Origin of the sequence: Bradyrhizobium sp. ma5, assembly GCF_042258955.1 — a bacterium.
Lineage (GTDB): Bacteria > Pseudomonadota > Alphaproteobacteria > Rhizobiales > Xanthobacteraceae > Bradyrhizobium.
Map to the genome: position 1 here is coordinate 5,813,784 of NZ_CP170156.1, position 19,268 is coordinate 5,833,051.

Sequence of the window (19,268 nt, forward strand, 5' to 3'; positions counted from 1 at the left end):
AGTTTCGGAACTCAGGCCTGCAGCACGCGTGCGGCGCCGCGCTTTGACGGGGCCGCCCGCTTGCCGGGCGCGGCCATCAGGTTGTGGCCGTTGAGGTGCTTGCCGTTCAGAGCTTTGCCGTTCAGGGCCTTGCCATTCAGCGCGGTGCCATTCAGCGCGGTGCCATTCAGCGTCGTGCCGTCGCCGACCTTGCCGTTGGCTTTGGCAGCTTTCTTCGCGCCGGCCTTCCTCCGCCTGGCCCGCGCCTCGGCGAGCTTCTCGGCCTCGCGCTTGGCTTTCCGCTCGGCCTTTTCCTTCAGCCGCAGCCGCTCCGCCCTCGCCTCCGCGCGCTTCTTCTTGCGCTTCTTCTCGCAGGCATCGCACTTGCAGCCGATCGGCTTCAGATAGGCTTTGAAATAGTCGGTTCCGTAGTCGTAGTTGATTTCGTCGCCCGGCTCGATGTCCTTGATGGCGCGGATGAACACCTTGCGCTTGCGCGGCTTGACGTCGGATTCTGCATTCGGCCGGCAGGCGTGGTTGATGTAGCGGGCGACATTCTCGCGGATCGAGCCGTCGATGGTCCAGCGGTTGGTGAGCTCGAACAGATACTTGTTCTCGATCGCGTCCTCATCCTTCTTCTTCGAGTCGAGCAGCGGCCCGAAATAGCGGATGATCTTGGTCCCCTTCTTGATCGGCTTGGTGGCGAAAAGGCCAAGGCCAGTACGGGAACGGCCGACGCGATAGGGCTTGTGCGAGAATGATGTGGTCATGACGATCGAGATTACGGCACGCAAGGTGCACACGACAGAAATTGCGAAGCCGCCCTTCTAGGACGATTCCGCGCGCCTGTCAGGTGTTTCCCGCGTGTCTGTTGAACCTTCCCCAGATTGCATATGTCAGACACAAAGTAACGTCCGGATCGCAGGTTTCCCCCGATGAAATACCCTGCTTTTGCAACAATCGTTGTGGCGCTCGCCAGCGCAAATCCTGGTCAGGCTGGCGCCCAAACGATCAGCAGCTTCTATACGTCGACCGCGCCGAAGGCCTGCCGGATGATCGGCGAGCCCAACGCGGAGGACGGCAGCGGCACGCGGGTCTGCCCGGGGAAATCCGGCCTTGTGGTGCTGATCAACGAGGGCGATCTGCGCGAAGTGGTCTCGGTGGGCCGAAACCGCGCGGCAGCAGCCAGGGAACCGGCGGCCCAGGCCTGGTTCGGCCCGTTCAGCTCGACCGGCGATACGGTCGAATGGCGTGCCGCGGGCAGCAAGCCCTTCGCGATCATCCAGCGCTGGCAGATCGCCGACAGCAGCGAGCAGGACAAGAAAGGCGGCCCCGTCTCACGGGCGATGCTCGCCGTGACGCGGCTGCCGCCAGGCGAGGTCTGTCACGTCGCCTATGTCGACGTCGCGGCCAACCCCAACGCCAATGAGCTGGCGCGGCAGGCCGCCGACGATTTCGCCCGCGATTTCAAATGCGGCGCGGACCAAGTGAAGACGATCGGGCAGAGCGGCCGCTCCACGTCGCTGACGAAACGCTAGAACGCCGCCTCAGGCGCAATAACGGTTACGGCCGTGCTGAGCGGCCCGCGGACAAACGCAGCATCGCGGTCAACAACGCCTCCACGGATGTGCCCTCGGGCGACCGATCCAGAATCGTCTTGAGGCGGCCGTCGAGCAGCAGCATGGTGAAGCCATGCACCAGCGACCAGGCGGACGCGATCGCGGCCGCCTGGTCCAACGTAAGCTGCTCCTTGGAAATCTGCTCATGTCGGCTGGCGCCGACACCGCGGGTCAGCCCGGCGAACGACGCCTCGGACGCCTCGTGCAGCGACGGCCGCGCATGATCGAGCCGCTCGCTGCGGAACATCAGCCCGTACATGCCGGGATGCGCCTGCGCATAGGCGACATAAGCCTTGGCGCTCGCCACGCCCATTTCGGGCGGTGTCGCCGCTGAAGCGTCCGCCGCTGCCATCGCCTGGCCGAATTGCCGGAAGCCGATCGCCGCGAGCTCGCTGAGCAACCCGGTGAGATCGCCGAAATGATGCGTAGGAGCGGCATGCGATACCCCGGCGTCGCGCGCCACCGCACGCAGTGTCAGTCCGGCCAGTCCATCACGCTCGAGCACACGCTCCGCGGCCTTCAATAGCGCTTCATGCAGATCGCCATGATGATACGGCGTGTCATTGGTCCGGCGCCGCGGTGCCGGACGATCGGCTGCACGCGCAACCCGACGGGTCGGAGGCCGTGTTGGCCGAGTCGCCTTGTTTTCTTTGGATAATCTTGCCATGCCGCCGTTATAGGTCGCAATTTTTACACTGTAAAGATTTTGCTTGACGATCGATGGCGTCATCCCTACTGATATCTTTACGGTGTAAAGATCAAAATGCAGGGAGATGCGGAATGCTCGACCAGGTCACATCCAACACGGCGCGAACCAATCTGGCGCCGATCCCGTTTGAAGCCGATGCGCCGTTCCTCAAGATCACGGGCGAATTGCCGCGCGAGCTGAACGGCACGCTGTACCGCAACGGTCCCAATCCGCAGTTCGAAGCGCCGGGCGCGCACTGGTTCGTCGGCGACGGGATGCTGCACGCCTTCCACCTCGAGAACGGCCGTGCCAGCTATCGCAACCGCTGGGTCCGCACCGCAAAATGGCAGGCCGAGCATGACGCCGGCCGCGCGCTGTTCGGCGGATTCGGCCGCAAGCTGCCGGACGCCCCCACCGACATCACGACGGACGGCTGCGTCGCCAACACCAACATCATCTTCCACGGCGGCAAGCTGCTCGCGCTCGTCGAGAGCCATCTGCCGACCGAGATCGAGCCCGGCACGCTCAATCGCCTCGGCTATTGCGACTACAAGGGCGCGATCTCAGGCCCCTTCACTGCGCATCCCAAGATCGATCCGGTCACCGGCGAGATGGTGTTCTTCGGCTATAACGCCGCGGGTCCGCTGACGCCGGCGCTGTCGTACGGATCTGTAAGCTCATCCGGCGTGGTGACGCGCTTCGAGCGCTTCGAGGCGCCCTACGCCAGCATGGTGCACGACTTCATCGTCACCGAGAACCATGTGCTGTTTCCGATCCTGCCGATCACCGGCAGCATGCAGCGCGCGATGCGGGGACAGGCGCCCTACGCCTGGGAGCCCGAGAAGGGCGCCTATGTCGGCGTGATGAAGCGCAGCGGCGCATCGAAGGACATCGTCTGGTTCCGCGCCGAGACCTGCTACGTCTTCCATGTCATGAACGCGTGGGAAGACGGCAACCGCATCATCGCCGATGTGATGCAGTTCGAGGAAGCGCCGCTGTTCAACCATCCCGACGGCTCGCAGACCGATCCGAAGAAGAACCGCGCGCGCTATTGCCGCTGGACGTTCGATCTCTCCGGCAACACCGACCGCTTCACGCAAACCTATCTCGACGATCTCACCGGCGAATTCCCCCGCGTCGACGATCGCCGCGCAGGATTTGCGAGCAATCACGGCTGGTACGCCTGCGCCAACCCCGACCTGCCGATGTTCGGTGCGCTGTCGGGCATCGTGCATGTCGACGGCCGCGGCAAGCGGCTCGGCCACTATCTGCTCCCTGCCGGCGACACCATCTCCGAGCCCGTGTTCGTCGAGCGTAGCGCTGACGCGGCCGAGGGCGACGGCTGGCTGCTCGCGGTGGTCTGGCGCGCCCTCGAAAACCGCAGCGACCTCGCCGTCTTCAACGCCACCGACGTCGAAGCCGGCCCGACCGCGCTGGTTCATCTCGGCCACCGCGTGCCGGATGGATTCCACGGCAATTGGGTGGGAGCCGAATAGCGTCGCACCTCCGTCATTCCGGGGCAGCCCGCAGGGCTGAACTCGGAATCCGGAGATTGTCGGTCAAGAGATTCCGGGTTCATCGCTGTGCGATGCCCCGGAATGACGTTGTGGGAGACATGTCGACGACGCACCGAGGAGGTTCGCATGCACATGCCTTCGATCACGGCAGGCTACCTTGCAATCCTCGCCCTGCTCTACGCGGTCCTCGCCTTGCAGGTGATCCGGCTGCGGCGAAGCAGCCGAGCGCCGTTCAGCGACGGCGGCAACCTCGCGCTGCGTAACGCGATCCGTGTCCATGCCAATTTCATGGAGTATGTTCCGATCATCACGCTGATGGTCGCTTTCCTGGAAATGGCGGGAGCATCGCCGTCGCGCGTGCACCTCCTGATGGCGGCGCTGCTGCTGTCGCGGCTGATTCATCCGCTCGGGATGTATGCGGCGCCCGGCTCGCTGCGGTTCTCGATCGGGCGGGCCGGCGGCATCTTCATCACCATCGGCCTGCTCATCACCTGTGCGGTGACGACGCTGTCGCGGATCAGTTTGGGCGGCATGAATTGATTGCTCGCGAGCAACTCATTGATAAGTCTTATTTTTCCTTCTATCCATCACGATTTTGACACTGTAAAGATTTCACTTGACGCTTACCCTGCCCACCCCTACTCTATCTTTACGATGTAAAGATCAGCCTTTGAGGCTCCCAATGACGATCTTCCTGATCCTCGCTCCCTACGGCGCCTTCGCCACCCTGATGCTGGTGACCTCGGCCACGGTCAGCCTGCTCGCTGCCGCACTGATTTGCCTTGCCGTCATCGCGTTCGATATCGCGCGCGGCCGCAGCATCAAGATCCTCGGCATCGGCTCGGTGATCGTGTTCACCGCAGTCGGCGGCTACCTCACCTTCGTCGATCCGACGCCAAGCACCATCGCGGTGAAGATCGCTGTCGATGCCGGCATCCTGCTGGTGTCGTTCGCCTCGATCCTGATCGGCCATCCCTTCACGCGGCAATATGCGCTCGAACAGGTCGACGCCGAGATCGCGAAGCAGCCGGGCTTCCTCTATGCCAACTACCTGATCACCGGAGCCTGGACCGCTGCGACGCTGTTGATGTTGATCGGTAACATCACGGTGCTCTATGTGCCCGCCCTGCCGCTGTGGACCGGCCTCTTGATCGCCTTCGCCGCGCGCAATGCCGCGGTGTACTTCACCCGCTGGTATCCGCAATATCGCGCGGCCAAGTACGGGACGCCGCCTACGGGCGCACTGCCGTCACGCTAGACGCTGCAATAGCAACATCACAACGATCATCCTGCCCGAGGAAACGGAAAGCACGACGATGAAGAGCGTATTTGCCAGGCTCGCGAGCGACTTCCTCTCCACCATCGTGTTCCTGGTGGTCTATCTCGCCACCGACAATGTCCTGATCGCGACCGCTGTTGCGATCGTGGGTGCGATTGCCCAAGTGGTCTATGCGCGCGTGAAGGGACAGGCGCTCGGCTACATGACCTGGGCGAGCCTTGGGCTGGTGATCGTGCTGGGCGGCGCGACGCTGCTCACCAATGATCCGCGCTTCGTGCTGGCGAAGCCCGCGATCGGCCACATCGCGATCGGCGCGATCATGCTCAAGCGCGGCTGGATGCTGCGCTACCTGCCGCCGATCGTGACCGAGACCATTCCGGAATACGCCACCCTCGCCGGCTACGCCTGGGCCGGGCTGATGTTCATCCTCGCCGCCGGCACCATCGCGATCGCAGCAACCGGCGACATGAAGCTGTGGGCGTTCTACGTGTCGGTGGTGCTGGTCGGCGCCAAGATCGCCGCCTTCGCGATCCAGTATGTCGCTTTCCGCTTCCTGGTCGGCAACCGGCTGCGCGCCGCTGCCCGCGCCTGATCGCCGCAGCCGCGAACTAGGCGCGCGCGGCAAGATGGGCTATACCCGCGCACGCTCTGGTTTGACGCGTTTTCTTCACGCGAACCGGTAGCCACTTCGCTTGAAAACGCTTTCACCTGGAGGGGAGACATCAATGGCGGTGGACGGAAACTGGAATCTCACGATGACGACGCCGATGGGCGAGCGCAAGGCGACGCTGTCGCTGGCAAGCTCCGGCGGGACGCTCACCGGCACGCAGGGTGCCGAGGGCAACTCCACCGAAATCTTCGACGGCACCGTGAACGGTGACAGCGTCGCCTGGAAGGTCTCCATCACCAATCCGATGCCGCTGACGCTCGAATTCTCCGGCAAGGTCGCAGGCGACGGCATCTCCGGCGAGATGGGCATCGGCCCGATGGGCAGCTTTCCCTTCACCGGCACGCGGGCGTAACCCTTCAATTTAGAACCAGATCTGCATCGGCAGATCATGCGCATCCAGCGGCTGCGGTCCCCCGGGAACGCAGCCGCTTGGTTCATGAGCCGCCAGCGCCACGGCGCAGGCATCCAGCACGTCGTCGCGCTTCGCACCGGTGCCGATCCGCACCTCGGTCACCCAGCGATCGATCTCGCTGAAGCCGGCGCGCTTCAAGAGCTTGCGGCGGAGCGCATCGCCCTCCTCCGACTTCTTGCGCGGCAGGGGCTCGCCGCCGTTCAGCCGCAGGAACACCAGCTCGGGATGCACCTCGCGGATGTCGCGCGCGGCGTTCGCGCAGACGAACGCATCGACCTCCATGATCTTGTTGCCGAGATGCCAGAGCTGGCGCGAAACGCGGGTCTGGCCGCGGCGCAGCGCTTCACGGTTCGCCGCATCGGGATCGTCGAATTCCTGCCACAGCCAGCGCCGCGCACCGGTGAAAACGCGCGAGGTATGCGGGCGCAGCCGCGTTCGGGCAAGCAGGTCGCAATCGCGCTTGCCGTCCTCGGTCATGCCGATCGGGATATCGATCCCGGCGCGATCGAATGGACGCGTCAGCGCGTCCGCAACATCGCGGTGGAAGGAAAGCGTGCGGCGGTCGCCGTCGATGCTGACGGCGACCCAGCCTTTGGAGAATCCGTCGAGGCCTGTTGCCCTCAACCCAGATTCAATTCCTTGAAGAAGTCGTTGCCCTTGTCATCGATGATGATGAAGGCCGGGAAGTCGACCACCTCGATGCGCCAGATCGCTTCCATGCCGAGTTCGGGATACTCGACCACCTCGACCTTCTTGATGCAGTGCTCGGCGAGATTCGCCGCAGCACCACCGATCGAGCCGAGATAGAAGCCGCCGTGCTTCTTGCAGGCCTCGCGCACCGCGACTGCGCGGTTGCCCTTGGCGACCATTACCATCGATCCGCCCGCGGCCTGGAACTGGTCGACGAAGGAATCCATGCGGCCGGCCGTGGTCGGGCCGAACGCGCCGGAGGCGTAGCCATCGGGCGTCTTGGCCGGGCCGGCATAGTAGACCGGATGGTTCTTGAAATAATCCGGCAGCGGCTCGCCCTTCTCCAGCCGCTCGCGCAGCTTGGCGTGGGCGGAGTCGCGCGCCACAATCATGGTGCCGGTCATCGAGACGCGGGTCTTGATCGGATATTGCGACAGCGTCGCGAGGATATCCTTCATCGGCTGGTTGAGGTCGATCTTGACGACATCGCCGCCGAGCGACTGCTCGACCGCGGGCAGATACTGCGCCGGGTTATGCTCGAGCTCCTCGAGATAGACGCCGTCCTTGGTGATCTTGCCGAGCACCTGTCGGTCCGCCGAGCACGAGACGCCGAGCCCGATCGGCAGCGAGGCGCCATGGCGCGGCATGCGGATCACGCGCACGTCGTGGCAGAAATACTTGCCGCCGAACTGCGCGCCGACCCCCAGGCTTTGCGTCATCTTGAGGATTTCCTGCTCCATCTCGAGATCGCGGAACGCGTTGCCGTCAGCCGAGCCGTGGGTCGGCAGCGCATCGAGATAGCGCGCGGAAGCAAGCTTCACGGTCTTCATGCAGAGCTCGGCCGAAGTGCCGCCGATCACGATCGCGAGGTGGTACGGCGGACAGGCCGCGGTGCCGAGCGTCAGCACCTTCTCCTTCAGGAAGGCGAGCAGCCGATCTTTGGTCAAGACCGAGGGCGTCGCCTGGAACAGAAAACTCTTGTTGGCCGAGCCGCCGCCCTTGGCCATGAACATGAACTTGTAGGCGTCGTCGCCCTCGGCATAGATCTCGCACTGCGCCGGCATGTTGTTGGCGGTGTTCTTCTCCTCGTACATCGACAAGGGCGCGACCTGCGAATAGCGCAGATTGCGGCGCAGATAGGCGTCGCGCGCGCCTTCGGAGAGCGCGGCCTCGTCGTCGCCGTCGGTGATGACGTTGCAGCCCTTCTTGCCCATGATGATCGCGGTGCCGGTGTCCTGGCACATCGGCAGTACGCCGCCGGCGGCGATGTTGGCGTTCTTCAGGAAGTCGAAGGCGACGAACTTGTCGTTGTCACTGGCCTCCTTGTCCTCGAGGATCGAGCGCAGCTGCTTCAGATGGCCCGGCCGCAGATAGTGGTTGATGTCGCCGAAGGCGGCCTCTGACAGCGCCCGCAGCGCCTCGCGCGACACCACCAGCATGTCCTTGCCCAACACCTTCTCGACCCGGACGCCCTCGCTCGTCACTTTCTTGTAGGGCGTGGTATCGGCCCCCAGCGGGAACAGCGGGGTGTGCTTGTAGGGCGGAACGGGCTTCTGGTCGGGGAAGGCTGAGGGGGCGTTCATGAGCTGCTCTTTGGGCTTGCAGGTCGGGTTCGTGAGGCCGGTCCGGCCGTGCGGCCGCCGGAATGTAGAGCCGTTCTAAGCCTTTTTCGGCCAAAGGAAAGGGAAGCCGGCCGCCTTCCAGCCATGCACGGGACCGGCAATCCATGTGTTACCTTTCATCCGTCGGTAATCTCTGGTTGCCACAACGCTTCAGCGATCCGCGAAGCGGTCAAGAAAGTCATCGGGAGACCATCATGAAGACAGCGCTTTTCGTCTGGTTTGCGGCGCTGGCCTTGTTGATCGCGGTCCCGACCGGCGCCGACGCGGCCCGCCTCGGCAAGTCGTGCGGCGGCCTTGCCGGCGTTCAATGCAGCCGTAGCGGCCAGTTCTGCCAGTTCAAGCCGGGACAATGCGGCCGTGCCGACCAGACCGGCAGCTGCGCGTTCCGGCCGACGATCTGCAACAAGATCTTCAAGCCGGTGTGCGGCTGCGACGGCAAGACCTATGGCAATGATTGCGAACGCCGCGCTGCCGGCGCCTCCAAGGCGCAGGACGGCAAGTGCGCATCCTGACGGACCGGCCGTATTGACGCGCTGCGCGGGAGCCTGCATGTAACTTCGCGTATTTTCATACCGCGGGGGTATTTCGTGACAGCACAGTTGCGCCGACGCTTTCCCTTGAGCATCCGCTCTTTCATGCCGGCCGCGCTGATCGCGCTGGTGACAGCCTTCACTGCCGCGCCGGCGCATGCCGATCCCTGCGAGGACATTGCCAAGCAGCTCGCCGGCCAGATCGACGGGCTGAAGGTCAATTTCAGCGCCGCCAACATCACATACCTCACACATCCGGCGGCGAAGGAATTGTCGCTCGGCTGCCGCGGCAAGGACTATTCGATCGAGCTCTTTGCCAAGACCGATCGCAAAATGAAGCCCGAGTTCTTCAACCTGGTCGGCTCCGCCACCGCACTGGTCTTCACCGTGCCGAAGGACGACGCCGCCACCGGCACCTCGCGCTGCCTGAAGCGCATGGGCATCCTGCGCGGCAACACCATCACGATGCGCTATCGCCGCCTCAACCTCGAATGTACCCGCAACCGGACCGATGCCTCGATCACGGTGCGTCGCGGCAAGAACGAGTGACCAGCCGCATCGCGGCACGCCAATGTTGCCTATATAATTGTCAATGCAGGGGCCGCACCGGAACGTTCCTCCCGCTCCGAAAGTTGATAATTGCGGTCGCATGTTTGCCGGAAAACGGTGCGATAATCGTGGATGGAATCACGGAGCCCGCCCATGATCGCAAAGCTCCTCCTGCAGAATACTTTCTTCGTCGTCGCAATGGCCGCGCTGCTATTTGCCTTCGCCGGTACGCTGCACTGGCCCGGCGCATGGGCTTATCTGATCGCCTCGGCGCTGATCGGCCCGGCCTGTGGGCTGTGGCTTGCCAAGGTCGATCCCGGCCTGCTGGCCGAGCGCATGCGGCTCACCGCGCGTGAGGGCCAGCCCGCCGAGGACAAGCGCTTCATGCTGGTGTTCCTTGTCATTGCCGTGCTGTGGTTCGTCGCGATGGGCCTCGACCGCCGCTTTGGCGGCGCCAATGCCGGCGTGCCGCTGATCGTGCTCGGCCTCGTGCTGTATCTGACCTCGACTGCGCTGATCCTGTGGGTGTTCCGTACCAATTCGTTCGCAGCCCCGGTCGTGAAGGTACAGACCGAGCGCGACCATCACGTGATCTCGACCGGACCCTACGCGCTGGTGCGCCATCCGATGTATGCGAGCGTGATGCTGTTCTTCATCGGCGTGCCGCTGACGCTCGGCTCCTGGTGGGGCCTTGCCTTCGTGCCGGTGTTCTTTGCGGTGTTCGCGTTCCGCACCGGGATCGAGGAGCGCACGCTGGTGGCAGGATTGTCAGGCTATGCCGACTATGCGGCGCGGGTGCGCTATCGCCTCGTGCCCGGATTGTGGTGAGGGACCATCATGGCAGAGAGCAAGATCTACACCGGCGGCTGCCATTGCGGCCAGGTGCGCTTCGAATGCACCACCGACATGGCCATGGTAACCGCCTGCAACTGCTCGATCTGCACCAAGAAGGGCCTGCACTTCGTATTCATGCCGCCATCGAGCTTCCAGCTTCGCGCCGGCGCGGAGAATTTGAAGGAATACCTCTTCAACCGCCATGCGATCCGCCACCAGCTCTGCGTCGATTGCGGTGTCGACGTGTTCGCGCGCGGCAAGAAGCCCGATGGCGCCGACATCGTCGCGCTCAATGTCAACTGCATCGACGGCATCGACCTGTCGAAGATCGCGATGACGCCGGTGGATGGGAAGAGCCGGTAGTTTCCTATCCACCCTTCGTCATTCCGGGATGCGCCGAAGGCGCAGGCCCGGAATCCATACTCACGATCGTGGTTATGGATTCCGGGCTCGCGCTTAGCGCGCCCCGGAATGACGGTCGTCACAAATCCAGCGCCTTGTAGCGCCGGAAGATCCCCTCCTCGTTGAATGGAATCCGCCGCGCGCTGGCGAGATAGGCCTTGATGTTCGGCCGCTCCGCGACGCGATCGCGCAGTGCGATCAGGCGCGGGACCTTCTTCTCGAACGCGGCCATCCGCTTCGGAAACGCGTAGCGCAGGCCTTCGACGATCTGGAACAGCGACAGGTCGACGTAGGTCAGCCGGCGTCCGGTGACGAAGCCGCCGCCATTCGCCCGCACGAGATCCTCGAAATAACCGAGATATTTCGGCACCCGCGATTTCCAGAACTCTTCCGTGCGCTTCTTCGCCGGCGCCTTCTGGTCCTCGTAATACAGCGACGGCCCGAGCGGGTGATGGGTGTCGTGGATCTCCAGCACGAAGTCCGCGATCGTCAGCTGCAACTCGTGCACCCAGAGCTTTCCCGCCTCCGCCTTCGGCGCGAGACCATGGCGCGCACCGAGATAGAGCAGGATGTTGGCAGTCTGCCCGATCACGAGTTGGCCGGACTTGAGGAATGGCGGAGCAAAGGGCGGCGTGCCCTTGCGCGCGTCCATCATCTTCATCATGGCGCCGGTGCCGCCCTTGCCGCGCGCGACATCGGTATATTCAGCGCCGGCATCCTCGAGCGCGAGGCGGACATATTCGCCGCGGCCCTGGATCATCGGCCAGTAGTAAAGCTGATAGTGCATGCACTTACCTCCACAAACTTCACCGCATCGCTTTGCTTCACCGTGATCGTAGCCGTGCTGTGGTCAGATCGTCCACCGCGCATGCGCTGCCTGTCTGAACTGCGCGGAGGCTGCTAAGATTACGGCATCGAGTCTTCGATGAAGGATCAACTTATGGCGGACAACAAGAAGAAGCGGGGCGCACAAGATCGGGCCCTGATCGCGTTGAGCGAGTCCTACGAAGTTGCGTACTGGTCCAAGAAGTTCAAGGTTACGCCGGCAAAGCTCAAGGCGGCCGTCGAGAAGGTCGGGCACTCCGCCAAGAAGGTGGAAGCCCACTTCAAGGAGCAGCGGCACATGGCCGCCGACCGCGCGCGGATCGCGATCAGCGAGCCCTACGAGGTCCGCTACTGGTCGAAGAAGTTCAAGGTGACCCCTGCCCGCCTCAAGGCCGCGGTGGCCGAGGTCGGACATTCCTCGAAGAAGGTCGCGGCCCATTTCGCGAAGAAGAAGAAAACCGCGAAGAAAAAGAAGGCGGCCAAGAAGACTGTCAAGAAGGCCGGCAAGCGCAAGAAGAGCTGAGCGGTCGAGGGTACGCCGCTCTCGCCTCGTCATTGCGAGCCAACGGGTCGGCGCGAAGCGCCGCCCGATGACAGGCTCCGCGAAGCAATCCAGCGCACCGCATTTGCGGAAAGATGGATTGCTTCGTCGCCATCGCTCCTCGCAATGATGGGGACGGGCTCCGCCCCGTTCGCCGCTCCCCTCAATTCGCCGCGAAACAGTACAGCAGGCCGTCGCCGCCGGTGCTCTTCAGATCGGCCTGCGAGCAGCCCCCGTCAGGACCGCGCGAGGGATGCGACATGTTCCAGGATTTTGACGGCTCGTCATCCCGCAGGCCCTTGCGGTCGAAGTGCCCGACCATGGCGGCACCCTGCGTGCTGCTTGTCCAGTTCTTGCAGGTGCGGTCCTCACCGGCCGCAAACGCCGTACCATCGGCCTGCGATCCCGTCAGCACGTCGTGGCGGTTCGGCGTGTCGCCGGCACCGTTGATGACGTCGCCCTTCTCGGACAGGGCGGTCTGCTTGGTGAGATTGTTGCCGGCGCTGTGCAGGTCGGCGACGTCCTTGGCGACCACGACGCCCTTCACGTTCTTCCACGGGCCCTTGCCGATGCGATCGCGCGCGTTCACCGCTGCCTTGCCATCGGCCGCCTGGGTCGAGAGATAGGCGCGCCATGTCTTCGGCGCACCGAAGCCCGCGGCCTGCGCCAGGGTCTGGCAATGATTGTCGGCGCCGGCGAGGCCGCCGAGATTGCCGCCATTGCCGATGCCGTTGCTGGTGACGAAGAAGCCGGTGTCGGCGGTCTGTGCCGCAGCCGGGGGCGCGGCCATGACGACGAACGCAAGACAGGCAGGAACCGCGATATGCGCAATGAACTTCATTTCGATCTCCCGATGGTTATTTTGGCCCGATGACACCAACCCGCAGCCTGTCCGGATATTCCGGCGCCACGACACGCAAATGAAGCCCACAAAACAAAAGCGCCGCGGACGATGCCGCGGCGCTTTGTATTGTCATGTCAGGCAATCGATCAGTTGGTCTGCTGGATCGCCGAGAGTTCCCAGTTGCCGCCGCGCTGGCGCACGAAGGTCCAGACCTCGGTGATCTCCTCCGGTTGCCCGCCACTGACCTGACGGCCGGTGCCGCGCTCCAGCATAGTGTCGACCAGCGAGTAGCGCATCGCGACCGTCGCATATTCGCTGTCGCCTTCGCGCCAGGCTTCCGCCAGATCGCCCTGCAGCAGCTTCACATTGGACGTCTTGTTAGTGACGTTGCGCGCCTTGTTCTCCTCGAGATCCTTCGAGAAGTACGACACCATTTCCGGCGTCGCGAGCGTGTGCAGCTTGGCGATGTCTTCGTTCGACCACGCGGCCTGGATGTCGCCGAGCAACCGCTCGAACGTCTCGTAGTCACCAGGCGTGATCTCGACCGGGGCGTTCGACCCGCCGCCGAGGCCGAAGCCGAAGCCCGAACGGGCGTTCGCCTGCGGACCGGGGCCGACGTCGGGTCCGCCCGCGTAAGCGGCGGCCGGCGCATTGCGCCGCTGCCACCACGACATCGCGAGCCGGACCACGAGCACGATCAGACCGATCTGCAGCAGCAGGCCGAGCATCGACGACAGGCCGCCGAGACCCGAGAACAGGCCGCCGCCGAACAGCATGCCGAACAGGCCGGCGCCAAGGAAGCCCGCGGCCAGGCCGCCGAGCAGGCCGCGCCCCATTCCGCCGCGGCCGAACAGGCCACCGGAATTCGCCGCCGCCGGCGAACCCATGCCGGGGCTACCAGGCTGGCTGAAGGTACGGTTCATCGGAGCAACCGAGCCCGGCGCTGTGCTGGTCGAGGGCGGCGCGGAGAATGTCCGCGAGCCGCGCGAGCCGCCGCCGCCGACGCGGGCGTCGGCCGCCGAAACGGTCATCATCACGGGCAGCGCCAGCGCCATCGCGACGGCGATCGCCCGGACAATTCCACGCGTGCGTTGCGAGAAATTCATGTTGGTTTCCTCAAAGGATTCCCCGGCATGGGGAAACGCCCCTAACATGGGCAGAGCCGGTTAAAAGTGAAGCGGGAAACGGGAACCGCGGCTGCGGCCCTCGGTCGCGGCGATGTGACACTATGGGCCTTGTGGATGCGACATTGCGTCCTAGCCCGAGATGAGGCTCAGGTTCAACCGCGACCGCATTGCAACATTGGCTCTGCTCCGCGGGAAAGCGAAGGGATATCGGGGCCCATCGCCCGGGCCTAGTTCGCCGTCATGGTTTCCTTCACCGCAGCGACCAGCTGCGTCAGCGTGAACGGCTTCGGCAGGAATGCGAACTGCTGGTTTTCCGGCAGGCTCTTCTCGAAGGCGTCTTCGGCATAGCCGGAGACAAAGATGATCTTCAGCTCCGCATTGCGGCTGCGCATCTCCTTCAGCAGCGTCGGCCCGTCCATCTCCGGCATGACGACGTCGGACACGACGAGATCGACCTTGCCGTTGTTCTCCTCGAACGCCTCCAGCGCCTCCACGCCGTTCGCCGCCTCGATCACGCTGTAGCCGCGCGAACGCAGGCCGCGCGCATTGAGCGAGCGCAGGCCGTCCTCGTCCTCGACCAGCAGGATGGTGCCCTGCCCGGTGAGATCCGGCTTCGGCTTGGCGGCATCCGTGGCGGCGGCTTCCTTGGCCGCGCCGTTGCCGGCATGCGCCTCCGGCGCAACCTCCTGCTCCTGGTGGTGCCGCGGCAAATAGATCCGGAACGTGGTGCCGCCGCCCGGCACGGAATCGACATAGACGAAGCCGCCGGTCTGCTTGACGATGCCGTAGACCGTCGACAGGCCAAGGCCAGTACCCTTGCCGACTTCCTTGGTCGAGAAGAACGGCTCGAAGATCTTGTCGATGATCTCGTGCGGAATGCCGGTGCCGGTGTCCGAAATTTCGATCTTCACGTAATCTGCCGCCGGCATGCCTTTGTTGGCGAGCTGGGCGGCTTCGTCGGTCGACACGTTGGCGGTGCGGATGATCAGCTTGCCGCCGTCGGGCATCGCGTCGCGCGCGTTCACCGCGAGATTGACCACCACCTGCTCGAATTGCGAGACGTCGACCTTGACCGGCCACAGATCGCGGCCATGCACGAGGTCGAGCTTGACCTTCTCGCCGATCAGCCGGCGCAGCAGCATGGTGAGGTCGCTCAATGCGTCGCCGAGGTCGAGCACCTGCGGCCGCAGCGTCTGGCGGCGCGAGAACGCAAGCAGCTGCCGCACCAGCGTCGCGGCGCGGGTGGCGTTCTGCTTGATCTGCATGATGTCCTGGAACGACGGGTCGGTCGGCTTGTGCGCGTTCAGCAGGAAGTCGTTCGCCATCATGATGGCCGACAGCACGTTGTTGAAGTCGTGCGCGATGCCGCCGGCGAGCTGGCCGACCATCTCCATCTTCTGCGACTGGTTGATCTGGTTCTCCAGCGCACGCCGCTCGGTGGTCTCGAGCATGTAGACGATCGCGGTCTCGGCGTCGCGCTCGTCCTTCTCCACGGTGGTGACGAAGAACTGGGCGGAGCGCTCCTTGGGCCCGTCGAGCATCGCCTCGACCGGTGCGATGTCGCCCTGGCCTTCGGCAGCCTGGTTGATCGCGGCGATCAACAGGCCGCGGTCGCGCGGATTGACCGCGCGGAAGATCGACTTGGCCGCGCCGCCATCACTGTTCAGCCCCTGCGCCAGCTTGGCATAGCGCGCATTGGCGCCGACCACGTTGCCGCCGCGATCCACGGTCGCGATCGCCATCGGCGTATGGTCGAAAAAGCGCATGAAGCGCACCTCGGCGGCGCGCTCCGGATCGGAATGCTCGTCGCGAGCACGGCTGATCACCAGCGTGCGCGAGGCGCCTGCCGCGCCGTCGGCACCGAAGGCGAGCTTGTGATAGAGCCGCACCGGCACGGTCTTGCCGCCGCGCATCCGCAGGTCGATGTCGAACACCTCGGTCTTGACCTCGCCGGGCACCGGCGCGATCGAGGTCAGCAGCGCCGCGCCGTCGCCCGAGACGATGTCGGTCAGCTTCAGGCCGCCCGAGCCGATCTCGGCCAGATCATAGTCCAGCCAGTTGGCCAGCGTGGCGTTGACATAGGCGATTTCGCCGGCCGGATTGACCGAGAAGAAGCCGCACGGCGCATGATCGAGATATTCGATCGCGTGCCGCAGCTCCTGGAACACGTCTTCCTGGCGCTCGCGGTCGCGGGTGACGTCGGCGATCGACCACACCGCATATTTCGCGTCGCGCTTGCCCTCGCCGAGCGGGCGAACCCTGAGCCGCAGCCAGCGCCCTTGTCCACCACCTTGCCCGGCCTCGTGCCCGGCGACACGAACCTCCTCCTGCTGCCGCTTGCCCTCGCGCGCCGCCTTCAGGAGGCGGAACACCGCCTCGGAGACGTCTGGGTTGCCGATGAAGACGCGTTCGACGGGGCGAACGTCCTGCGGGCCGGCCGCGCCGGTCAGCGTGAGATAGGCGGCGTTGGAATAGACCACATGGCCGCGGGAGTCGGTGACGACGAGCCCTTCATGGGCGTGGTCGGCAATCCGCCCCATCACCGGGTCGTCGCTCGTGCGGTCGGAGAAGCGGATGATGCCGGCGGCAAGGGCGAACAGGTTGAACAGCCCGACGGTGGCGAGCAGCGCCAGCACAAACAGGATATAGGGCTGCGCCTGGGTACGGCCGATGGTCATGAGCCAGACGGCCACCGCGACGATGCCGGTGGCGATCAGGAGCACCAGCAGGATACTGCCGCTCCGCCGCGCTGGCCCGTGAGCCACGAACGGCTCGGTCGCGGGAGGATCGTTGCTATCGGCGGTCATCTGGAGAGACATGGCTCGTCTGCATCACGAAGGCGACCGGCCGGCCACCTCGCCCCTGAGTGCCTGAATCGGACCCGAAAACGCAAGTCCATCAGGCGGCTATTTCGCAAGTTACGCGCATTTCAAGCGGTTTTCCGCCCCCTACTGGCGCAGGCCGGACAGGCCGCGCCTCAGCCGCATCACGTAGCCGATGATTTCGGCAACCGCATGGTAGTGCTCGACCGGGATTTCCTTGTCGATTTCGACGGTCGCATAGAGCGCCCGGGCCAGCGGCACGTTCTCCACGATCGGAATGTCGTGCTCCTTGGCGATCTCCCTGATCTTGAAGGCGAGGTTGTCGACGCCCTTGGCGACGCAGATCGGCGCCGACATGCTGCGGTCGTAGGCCAGCGCCACCGAATAGTGGGTCGGGTTGGTGATGATCACCGAGGCCTTCGGAACCTGGGCCATCATGCGCTTCTTGGCGCGCTGGACCCGCAACTGCTTGATCCTGCCCTTGACGTGCGGGTCGCCTTCCGACTGCTTGAACTCCTCCTTCATCTCCTGCAGCGACATCTTGTGACGCTCGTACCAGGTCCGGTACTGGAAGAAGTAGTCGGCGATCGCGACCGCAGCCAGGATGGCGACCACCGCCGCCAGCAGGTGCACCGTCATGCCGGTGATGGCGGGCAGCAGCTCGGCCGGATCGACCCGCAGGAACGATTCCATCCGCATCCGATCGGGCCACAGCACCATGACCATCACGACGCCGAGCGCGATCAGCTTGAACAGGCCTTTCAGGAAGTTCGCCACCGCCTGCTTGCCAAACAGCCGCTTGAAGCCGGCGGCCGGCGAGATCTTGGAGAATTTCGGCTTGAGCTGTTCGCCCGACCAGACCAGCTGATGCTGGATCATGTTGCCCGCGATCGCAGCCAGCGCCAGCATCAGGAACGGCACGCCGATCGCGGCGACCACCGCGTAGCCAAGCGTCTGGGTCAGTTGCAGCAGGCCGGCACCGTCGGTGCGGATCATCCATGAATTGGCGATCAGATTGCGCAGCGGCATCAAGATGCCGCCGCCGACCGAGCCCGAGAAGGTCGACAGCACCAGCGTAGCGCCGGCGATAACGAACCAGGTGTTGACCTCCTGGCTCTTGACGACGTCGCCTTTCTCAAGGGCGTCGTCGAGACGTTTTTGCGTAGGGTCTTCTGTTTTGTCTTCGGTATCGTCGGCCATCTCTTCTCCTGATTAATTCATCGGAGCGAGTTGGCGCATGACGCCGTTGAAGTAGTCGAAATAGGTATTCATCATCGCGGCGAGCACGACGGCGAAGATCAGGAAGCCGACCACGATCGAGAGCGGGACGCCGACGAAGTAGACCTGCATCTGCGGCATCAGCCGCGCCAGCACGCCGAGCCCGATGTTGAAGACGAGGCCGAACACCAGGAACGGCGCCGACAGCTGCAGGCCGATCTTGAAGGCCGCGGAGAACGCAGACGTCGCAAGCGCAGCGACGTCGCCGGTCGGCATGATCTCGCCCGGCGAGAAGATGCGGTAGCTCTCGCTCAGCGCCGCGATGACGAGATAGTGGCTGTCGGTGGCGAACAGCAGCGTCAGGCCGAGGATGGTGAGGAAGTTGCCGATGATCTGGCCCTGCTGGCCCTGGGTCGGGTCGACCGCGGTGACGAAGCCGAGGCCGAGCTGCTGGGCGATCACGGAGCCCGCGACGTTCAGCGCCGACAGCGTCACCCGCGCGGTCGCGCCGAGCACGATGCCGATGATCAGCTCATGTACCATCAGGACACCGAGCGCGGAGATCGACGTCAAATCGACATGATAGGCGTTGCGATGCAGGGGGAGGATGATCAGCGTCAGCAGCAGCGCGATCGACAGCTTGACCCGTGCCGGGATGTTGCTCTCGCCGAAACCGGGCAGCAGCATCACCATCGCGCCCACGCGCGCAAAGACCAGCACGAAGATTGCGGCCAGCGCCGGAAGCAGGGAGACATCGATGCGCATGACCGCGGCATTAGTGCATCAACCGCCGATGATTCGCGATGAAATCCGCATCATGTGGCTACTGAGCGCGTCCGCCATGAAGGGCAGCGCCAGCAGCAATGTGACGAAGATCGCGAGAATCTTCGGCACGAAGACCAGCGTCTGTTCCTGGATCTGGGTCAGCGCCTGGAACAGCGACACCACGACGCCGACCACGAGGCCGACCACCATCAAAGGCGACGACACCAGCACGATGGTCCAGATCGCATCGCGCGCCACGTCGAGAGTTTCAGGGCCGGTCATTGTTGTGTTCTCGCTGTCTGCTGCTTGTTTTCGTCATTCCGGGGCTCGCGAAG

Annotated in this window: 22 protein-coding genes; 11 read left to right on the forward strand and 11 right to left on the reverse strand. The window is 64.3% G+C overall.

Going from position 1 to position 19,268, the window contains the following annotated elements:
- Positions 1-11: 11 nt before the first annotated feature.
- Positions 12-749 (reverse strand): SET domain-containing protein, encoded by a 738-nt coding sequence (locus ACE103_RS27240; RefSeq protein ID WP_375775581.1) that lies wholly within the window; start codon positions 747-749, stop codon positions 12-14.
- Positions 750-914: 165 nt separating this feature from the next.
- Here ACE103_RS27240 and ACE103_RS27245 point away from each other — a divergent pair, with 165 nt between their 5' ends.
- On the forward strand, positions 915-1,517 hold the full coding sequence (locus ACE103_RS27245; RefSeq protein WP_375775582.1) for a hypothetical protein: 603 nt from the start codon (positions 915-917) through the stop codon (positions 1,515-1,517).
- Positions 1,518-1,542: 25 nt separating this feature from the next.
- On the opposite strand, the gene ACE103_RS27250 is transcribed toward ACE103_RS27245, so the two are convergent.
- Complete coding sequence (locus tag ACE103_RS27250; RefSeq protein ID WP_375775583.1) at positions 1,543-2,265, reverse strand: TetR/AcrR family transcriptional regulator; 723 nt, start codon at positions 2,263-2,265, stop codon at positions 1,543-1,545.
- A 113-nt stretch (positions 2,266-2,378) separates the two neighbouring features.
- Between ACE103_RS27250 and ACE103_RS27255 the strand changes: the two genes are divergently transcribed.
- The 5 genes from ACE103_RS27255 (at position 2,379) to ACE103_RS27275 (ending at position 6,104) form a co-directional block, all read left to right on the forward strand.
- Complete coding sequence (locus tag ACE103_RS27255; protein WP_375775584.1) at positions 2,379-3,782, forward strand: carotenoid oxygenase family protein; 1,404 nt, start codon at positions 2,379-2,381, stop codon at positions 3,780-3,782.
- 147 nt (positions 3,783-3,929) lie between these two features.
- Positions 3,930-4,343: an MAPEG family protein gene (locus tag ACE103_RS27260; RefSeq protein WP_375775585.1), complete on the forward strand. Its 414-nt coding sequence runs from the start codon at positions 3,930-3,932 to the stop codon at positions 4,341-4,343.
- Positions 4,344-4,485: 142 nt separating this feature from the next.
- Positions 4,486-5,061 (forward strand): hypothetical protein, encoded by a 576-nt coding sequence (locus tag ACE103_RS27265; protein WP_375775586.1) that lies wholly within the window; start codon positions 4,486-4,488, stop codon positions 5,059-5,061.
- Positions 5,062-5,119: 58 nt separating this feature from the next.
- The gene (locus tag ACE103_RS27270; RefSeq protein WP_223970279.1) at positions 5,120-5,674 is read left to right on the forward strand and encodes an inner membrane-spanning protein YciB; all 555 of its coding nucleotides are present in this window, start codon (positions 5,120-5,122) and stop codon (positions 5,672-5,674) included.
- Positions 5,675-5,807: 133 nt separating this feature from the next.
- Positions 5,808-6,104: a hypothetical protein gene (locus tag ACE103_RS27275; protein WP_097676020.1), complete on the forward strand. Its 297-nt coding sequence runs from the start codon at positions 5,808-5,810 to the stop codon at positions 6,102-6,104.
- 9 nt (positions 6,105-6,113) lie between these two features.
- Here ACE103_RS27275 and ACE103_RS27280 read toward each other — a convergent pair whose 3' ends face one another.
- Both ACE103_RS27280 and ACE103_RS27285 read right to left on the reverse strand, forming a co-directional pair.
- Positions 6,114-6,788, reverse strand: a complete 675-nt coding sequence (locus ACE103_RS27280; protein ID WP_375775587.1) for a DUF429 domain-containing protein — start codon at positions 6,786-6,788, stop codon at positions 6,114-6,116.
- Positions 6,785-8,437, reverse strand: coding sequence for a fumarate hydratase (locus ACE103_RS27285; RefSeq protein WP_375775588.1), 1,653 nt, complete (start codon positions 8,435-8,437; stop codon positions 6,785-6,787). The genes ACE103_RS27280 and ACE103_RS27285 overlap by 4 nt, the downstream gene beginning before the upstream one ends.
- 233 nt (positions 8,438-8,670) lie before the next feature.
- On the opposite strand from ACE103_RS27285, the gene ACE103_RS27290 reads away from it, so the two are divergent.
- From ACE103_RS27290 to ACE103_RS27305, 4 genes are all read left to right on the forward strand, one after another.
- A complete protein-coding gene (locus ACE103_RS27290) occupies positions 8,671-8,988 on the forward strand; it encodes a Kazal-type serine protease inhibitor family protein (RefSeq protein WP_223970273.1) in 318 nt (105 codons plus the stop codon).
- Between the two features lie 123 nt (positions 8,989-9,111).
- The gene (locus tag ACE103_RS27295) at positions 9,112-9,555 is read left to right on the forward strand and encodes a hypothetical protein (RefSeq protein WP_375781190.1); all 444 of its coding nucleotides are present in this window, start codon (positions 9,112-9,114) and stop codon (positions 9,553-9,555) included.
- Between the two features lie 153 nt (positions 9,556-9,708).
- On the forward strand, positions 9,709-10,383 hold the full coding sequence (locus tag ACE103_RS27300; RefSeq protein WP_375775589.1) for a methyltransferase family protein: 675 nt from the start codon (positions 9,709-9,711) through the stop codon (positions 10,381-10,383).
- A 9-nt stretch (positions 10,384-10,392) separates the two neighbouring features.
- On the forward strand, positions 10,393-10,752 hold the full coding sequence (locus ACE103_RS27305; RefSeq protein ID WP_375775590.1) for a GFA family protein: 360 nt from the start codon (positions 10,393-10,395) through the stop codon (positions 10,750-10,752).
- 118 nt (positions 10,753-10,870) lie between these two features.
- On the opposite strand, the gene ACE103_RS27310 is transcribed toward ACE103_RS27305, so the two are convergent.
- On the reverse strand, positions 10,871-11,578 hold the full coding sequence (locus ACE103_RS27310) for a glutathione S-transferase (RefSeq protein ID WP_375775591.1): 708 nt from the start codon (positions 11,576-11,578) through the stop codon (positions 10,871-10,873).
- Positions 11,579-11,731: 153 nt separating this feature from the next.
- Here ACE103_RS27310 and ACE103_RS27315 point away from each other — a divergent pair, with 153 nt between their 5' ends.
- Positions 11,732-12,139 carry a DUF3606 domain-containing protein gene (locus tag ACE103_RS27315; protein WP_375781191.1) on the forward strand — a complete coding sequence of 136 codons (408 nt, stop codon included), beginning with the start codon at positions 11,732-11,734 and terminating at the stop codon, positions 12,137-12,139.
- Positions 12,140-12,320: 181 nt separating this feature from the next.
- On the opposite strand, the gene ACE103_RS27320 is transcribed toward ACE103_RS27315, so the two are convergent.
- The 6 genes from ACE103_RS27320 to fliQ all read right to left on the reverse strand — a co-directional run bounded on the left by ACE103_RS27320 (position 12,321) and on the right by fliQ (position 19,215).
- On the reverse strand, positions 12,321-12,947 hold the full coding sequence (locus ACE103_RS27320) for a lectin (protein ID WP_375781192.1): 627 nt from the start codon (positions 12,945-12,947) through the stop codon (positions 12,321-12,323).
- Positions 12,948-13,147: 200 nt separating this feature from the next.
- Positions 13,148-14,107, reverse strand: coding sequence for a Tim44-like domain-containing protein (locus ACE103_RS27325; protein ID WP_375775592.1), 960 nt, complete (start codon positions 14,105-14,107; stop codon positions 13,148-13,150).
- Positions 14,108-14,355: 248 nt separating this feature from the next.
- Positions 14,356-16,935: a cell cycle histidine kinase CckA gene (gene cckA / locus ACE103_RS27330; RefSeq protein ID WP_375781193.1), complete on the reverse strand. Its 2,580-nt coding sequence runs from the start codon at positions 16,933-16,935 to the stop codon at positions 14,356-14,358.
- Positions 16,936-17,076: 141 nt separating this feature from the next.
- Positions 17,077-18,150: a flagellar biosynthesis protein FlhB gene (flhB, locus tag ACE103_RS27335; RefSeq protein WP_223970264.1), complete on the reverse strand. Its 1,074-nt coding sequence runs from the start codon at positions 18,148-18,150 to the stop codon at positions 17,077-17,079.
- Between the two features lie 12 nt (positions 18,151-18,162).
- The gene (fliR, locus tag ACE103_RS27340; RefSeq protein WP_375775593.1) at positions 18,163-18,933 is read right to left on the reverse strand and encodes a flagellar biosynthetic protein FliR; all 771 of its coding nucleotides are present in this window, start codon (positions 18,931-18,933) and stop codon (positions 18,163-18,165) included.
- Positions 18,934-18,951: 18 nt separating this feature from the next.
- On the reverse strand, positions 18,952-19,215 hold the full coding sequence (gene fliQ, locus ACE103_RS27345; RefSeq protein WP_050401183.1) for a flagellar biosynthesis protein FliQ: 264 nt from the start codon (positions 19,213-19,215) through the stop codon (positions 18,952-18,954).
- Positions 19,216-19,268 lie beyond the last annotated feature (53 nt).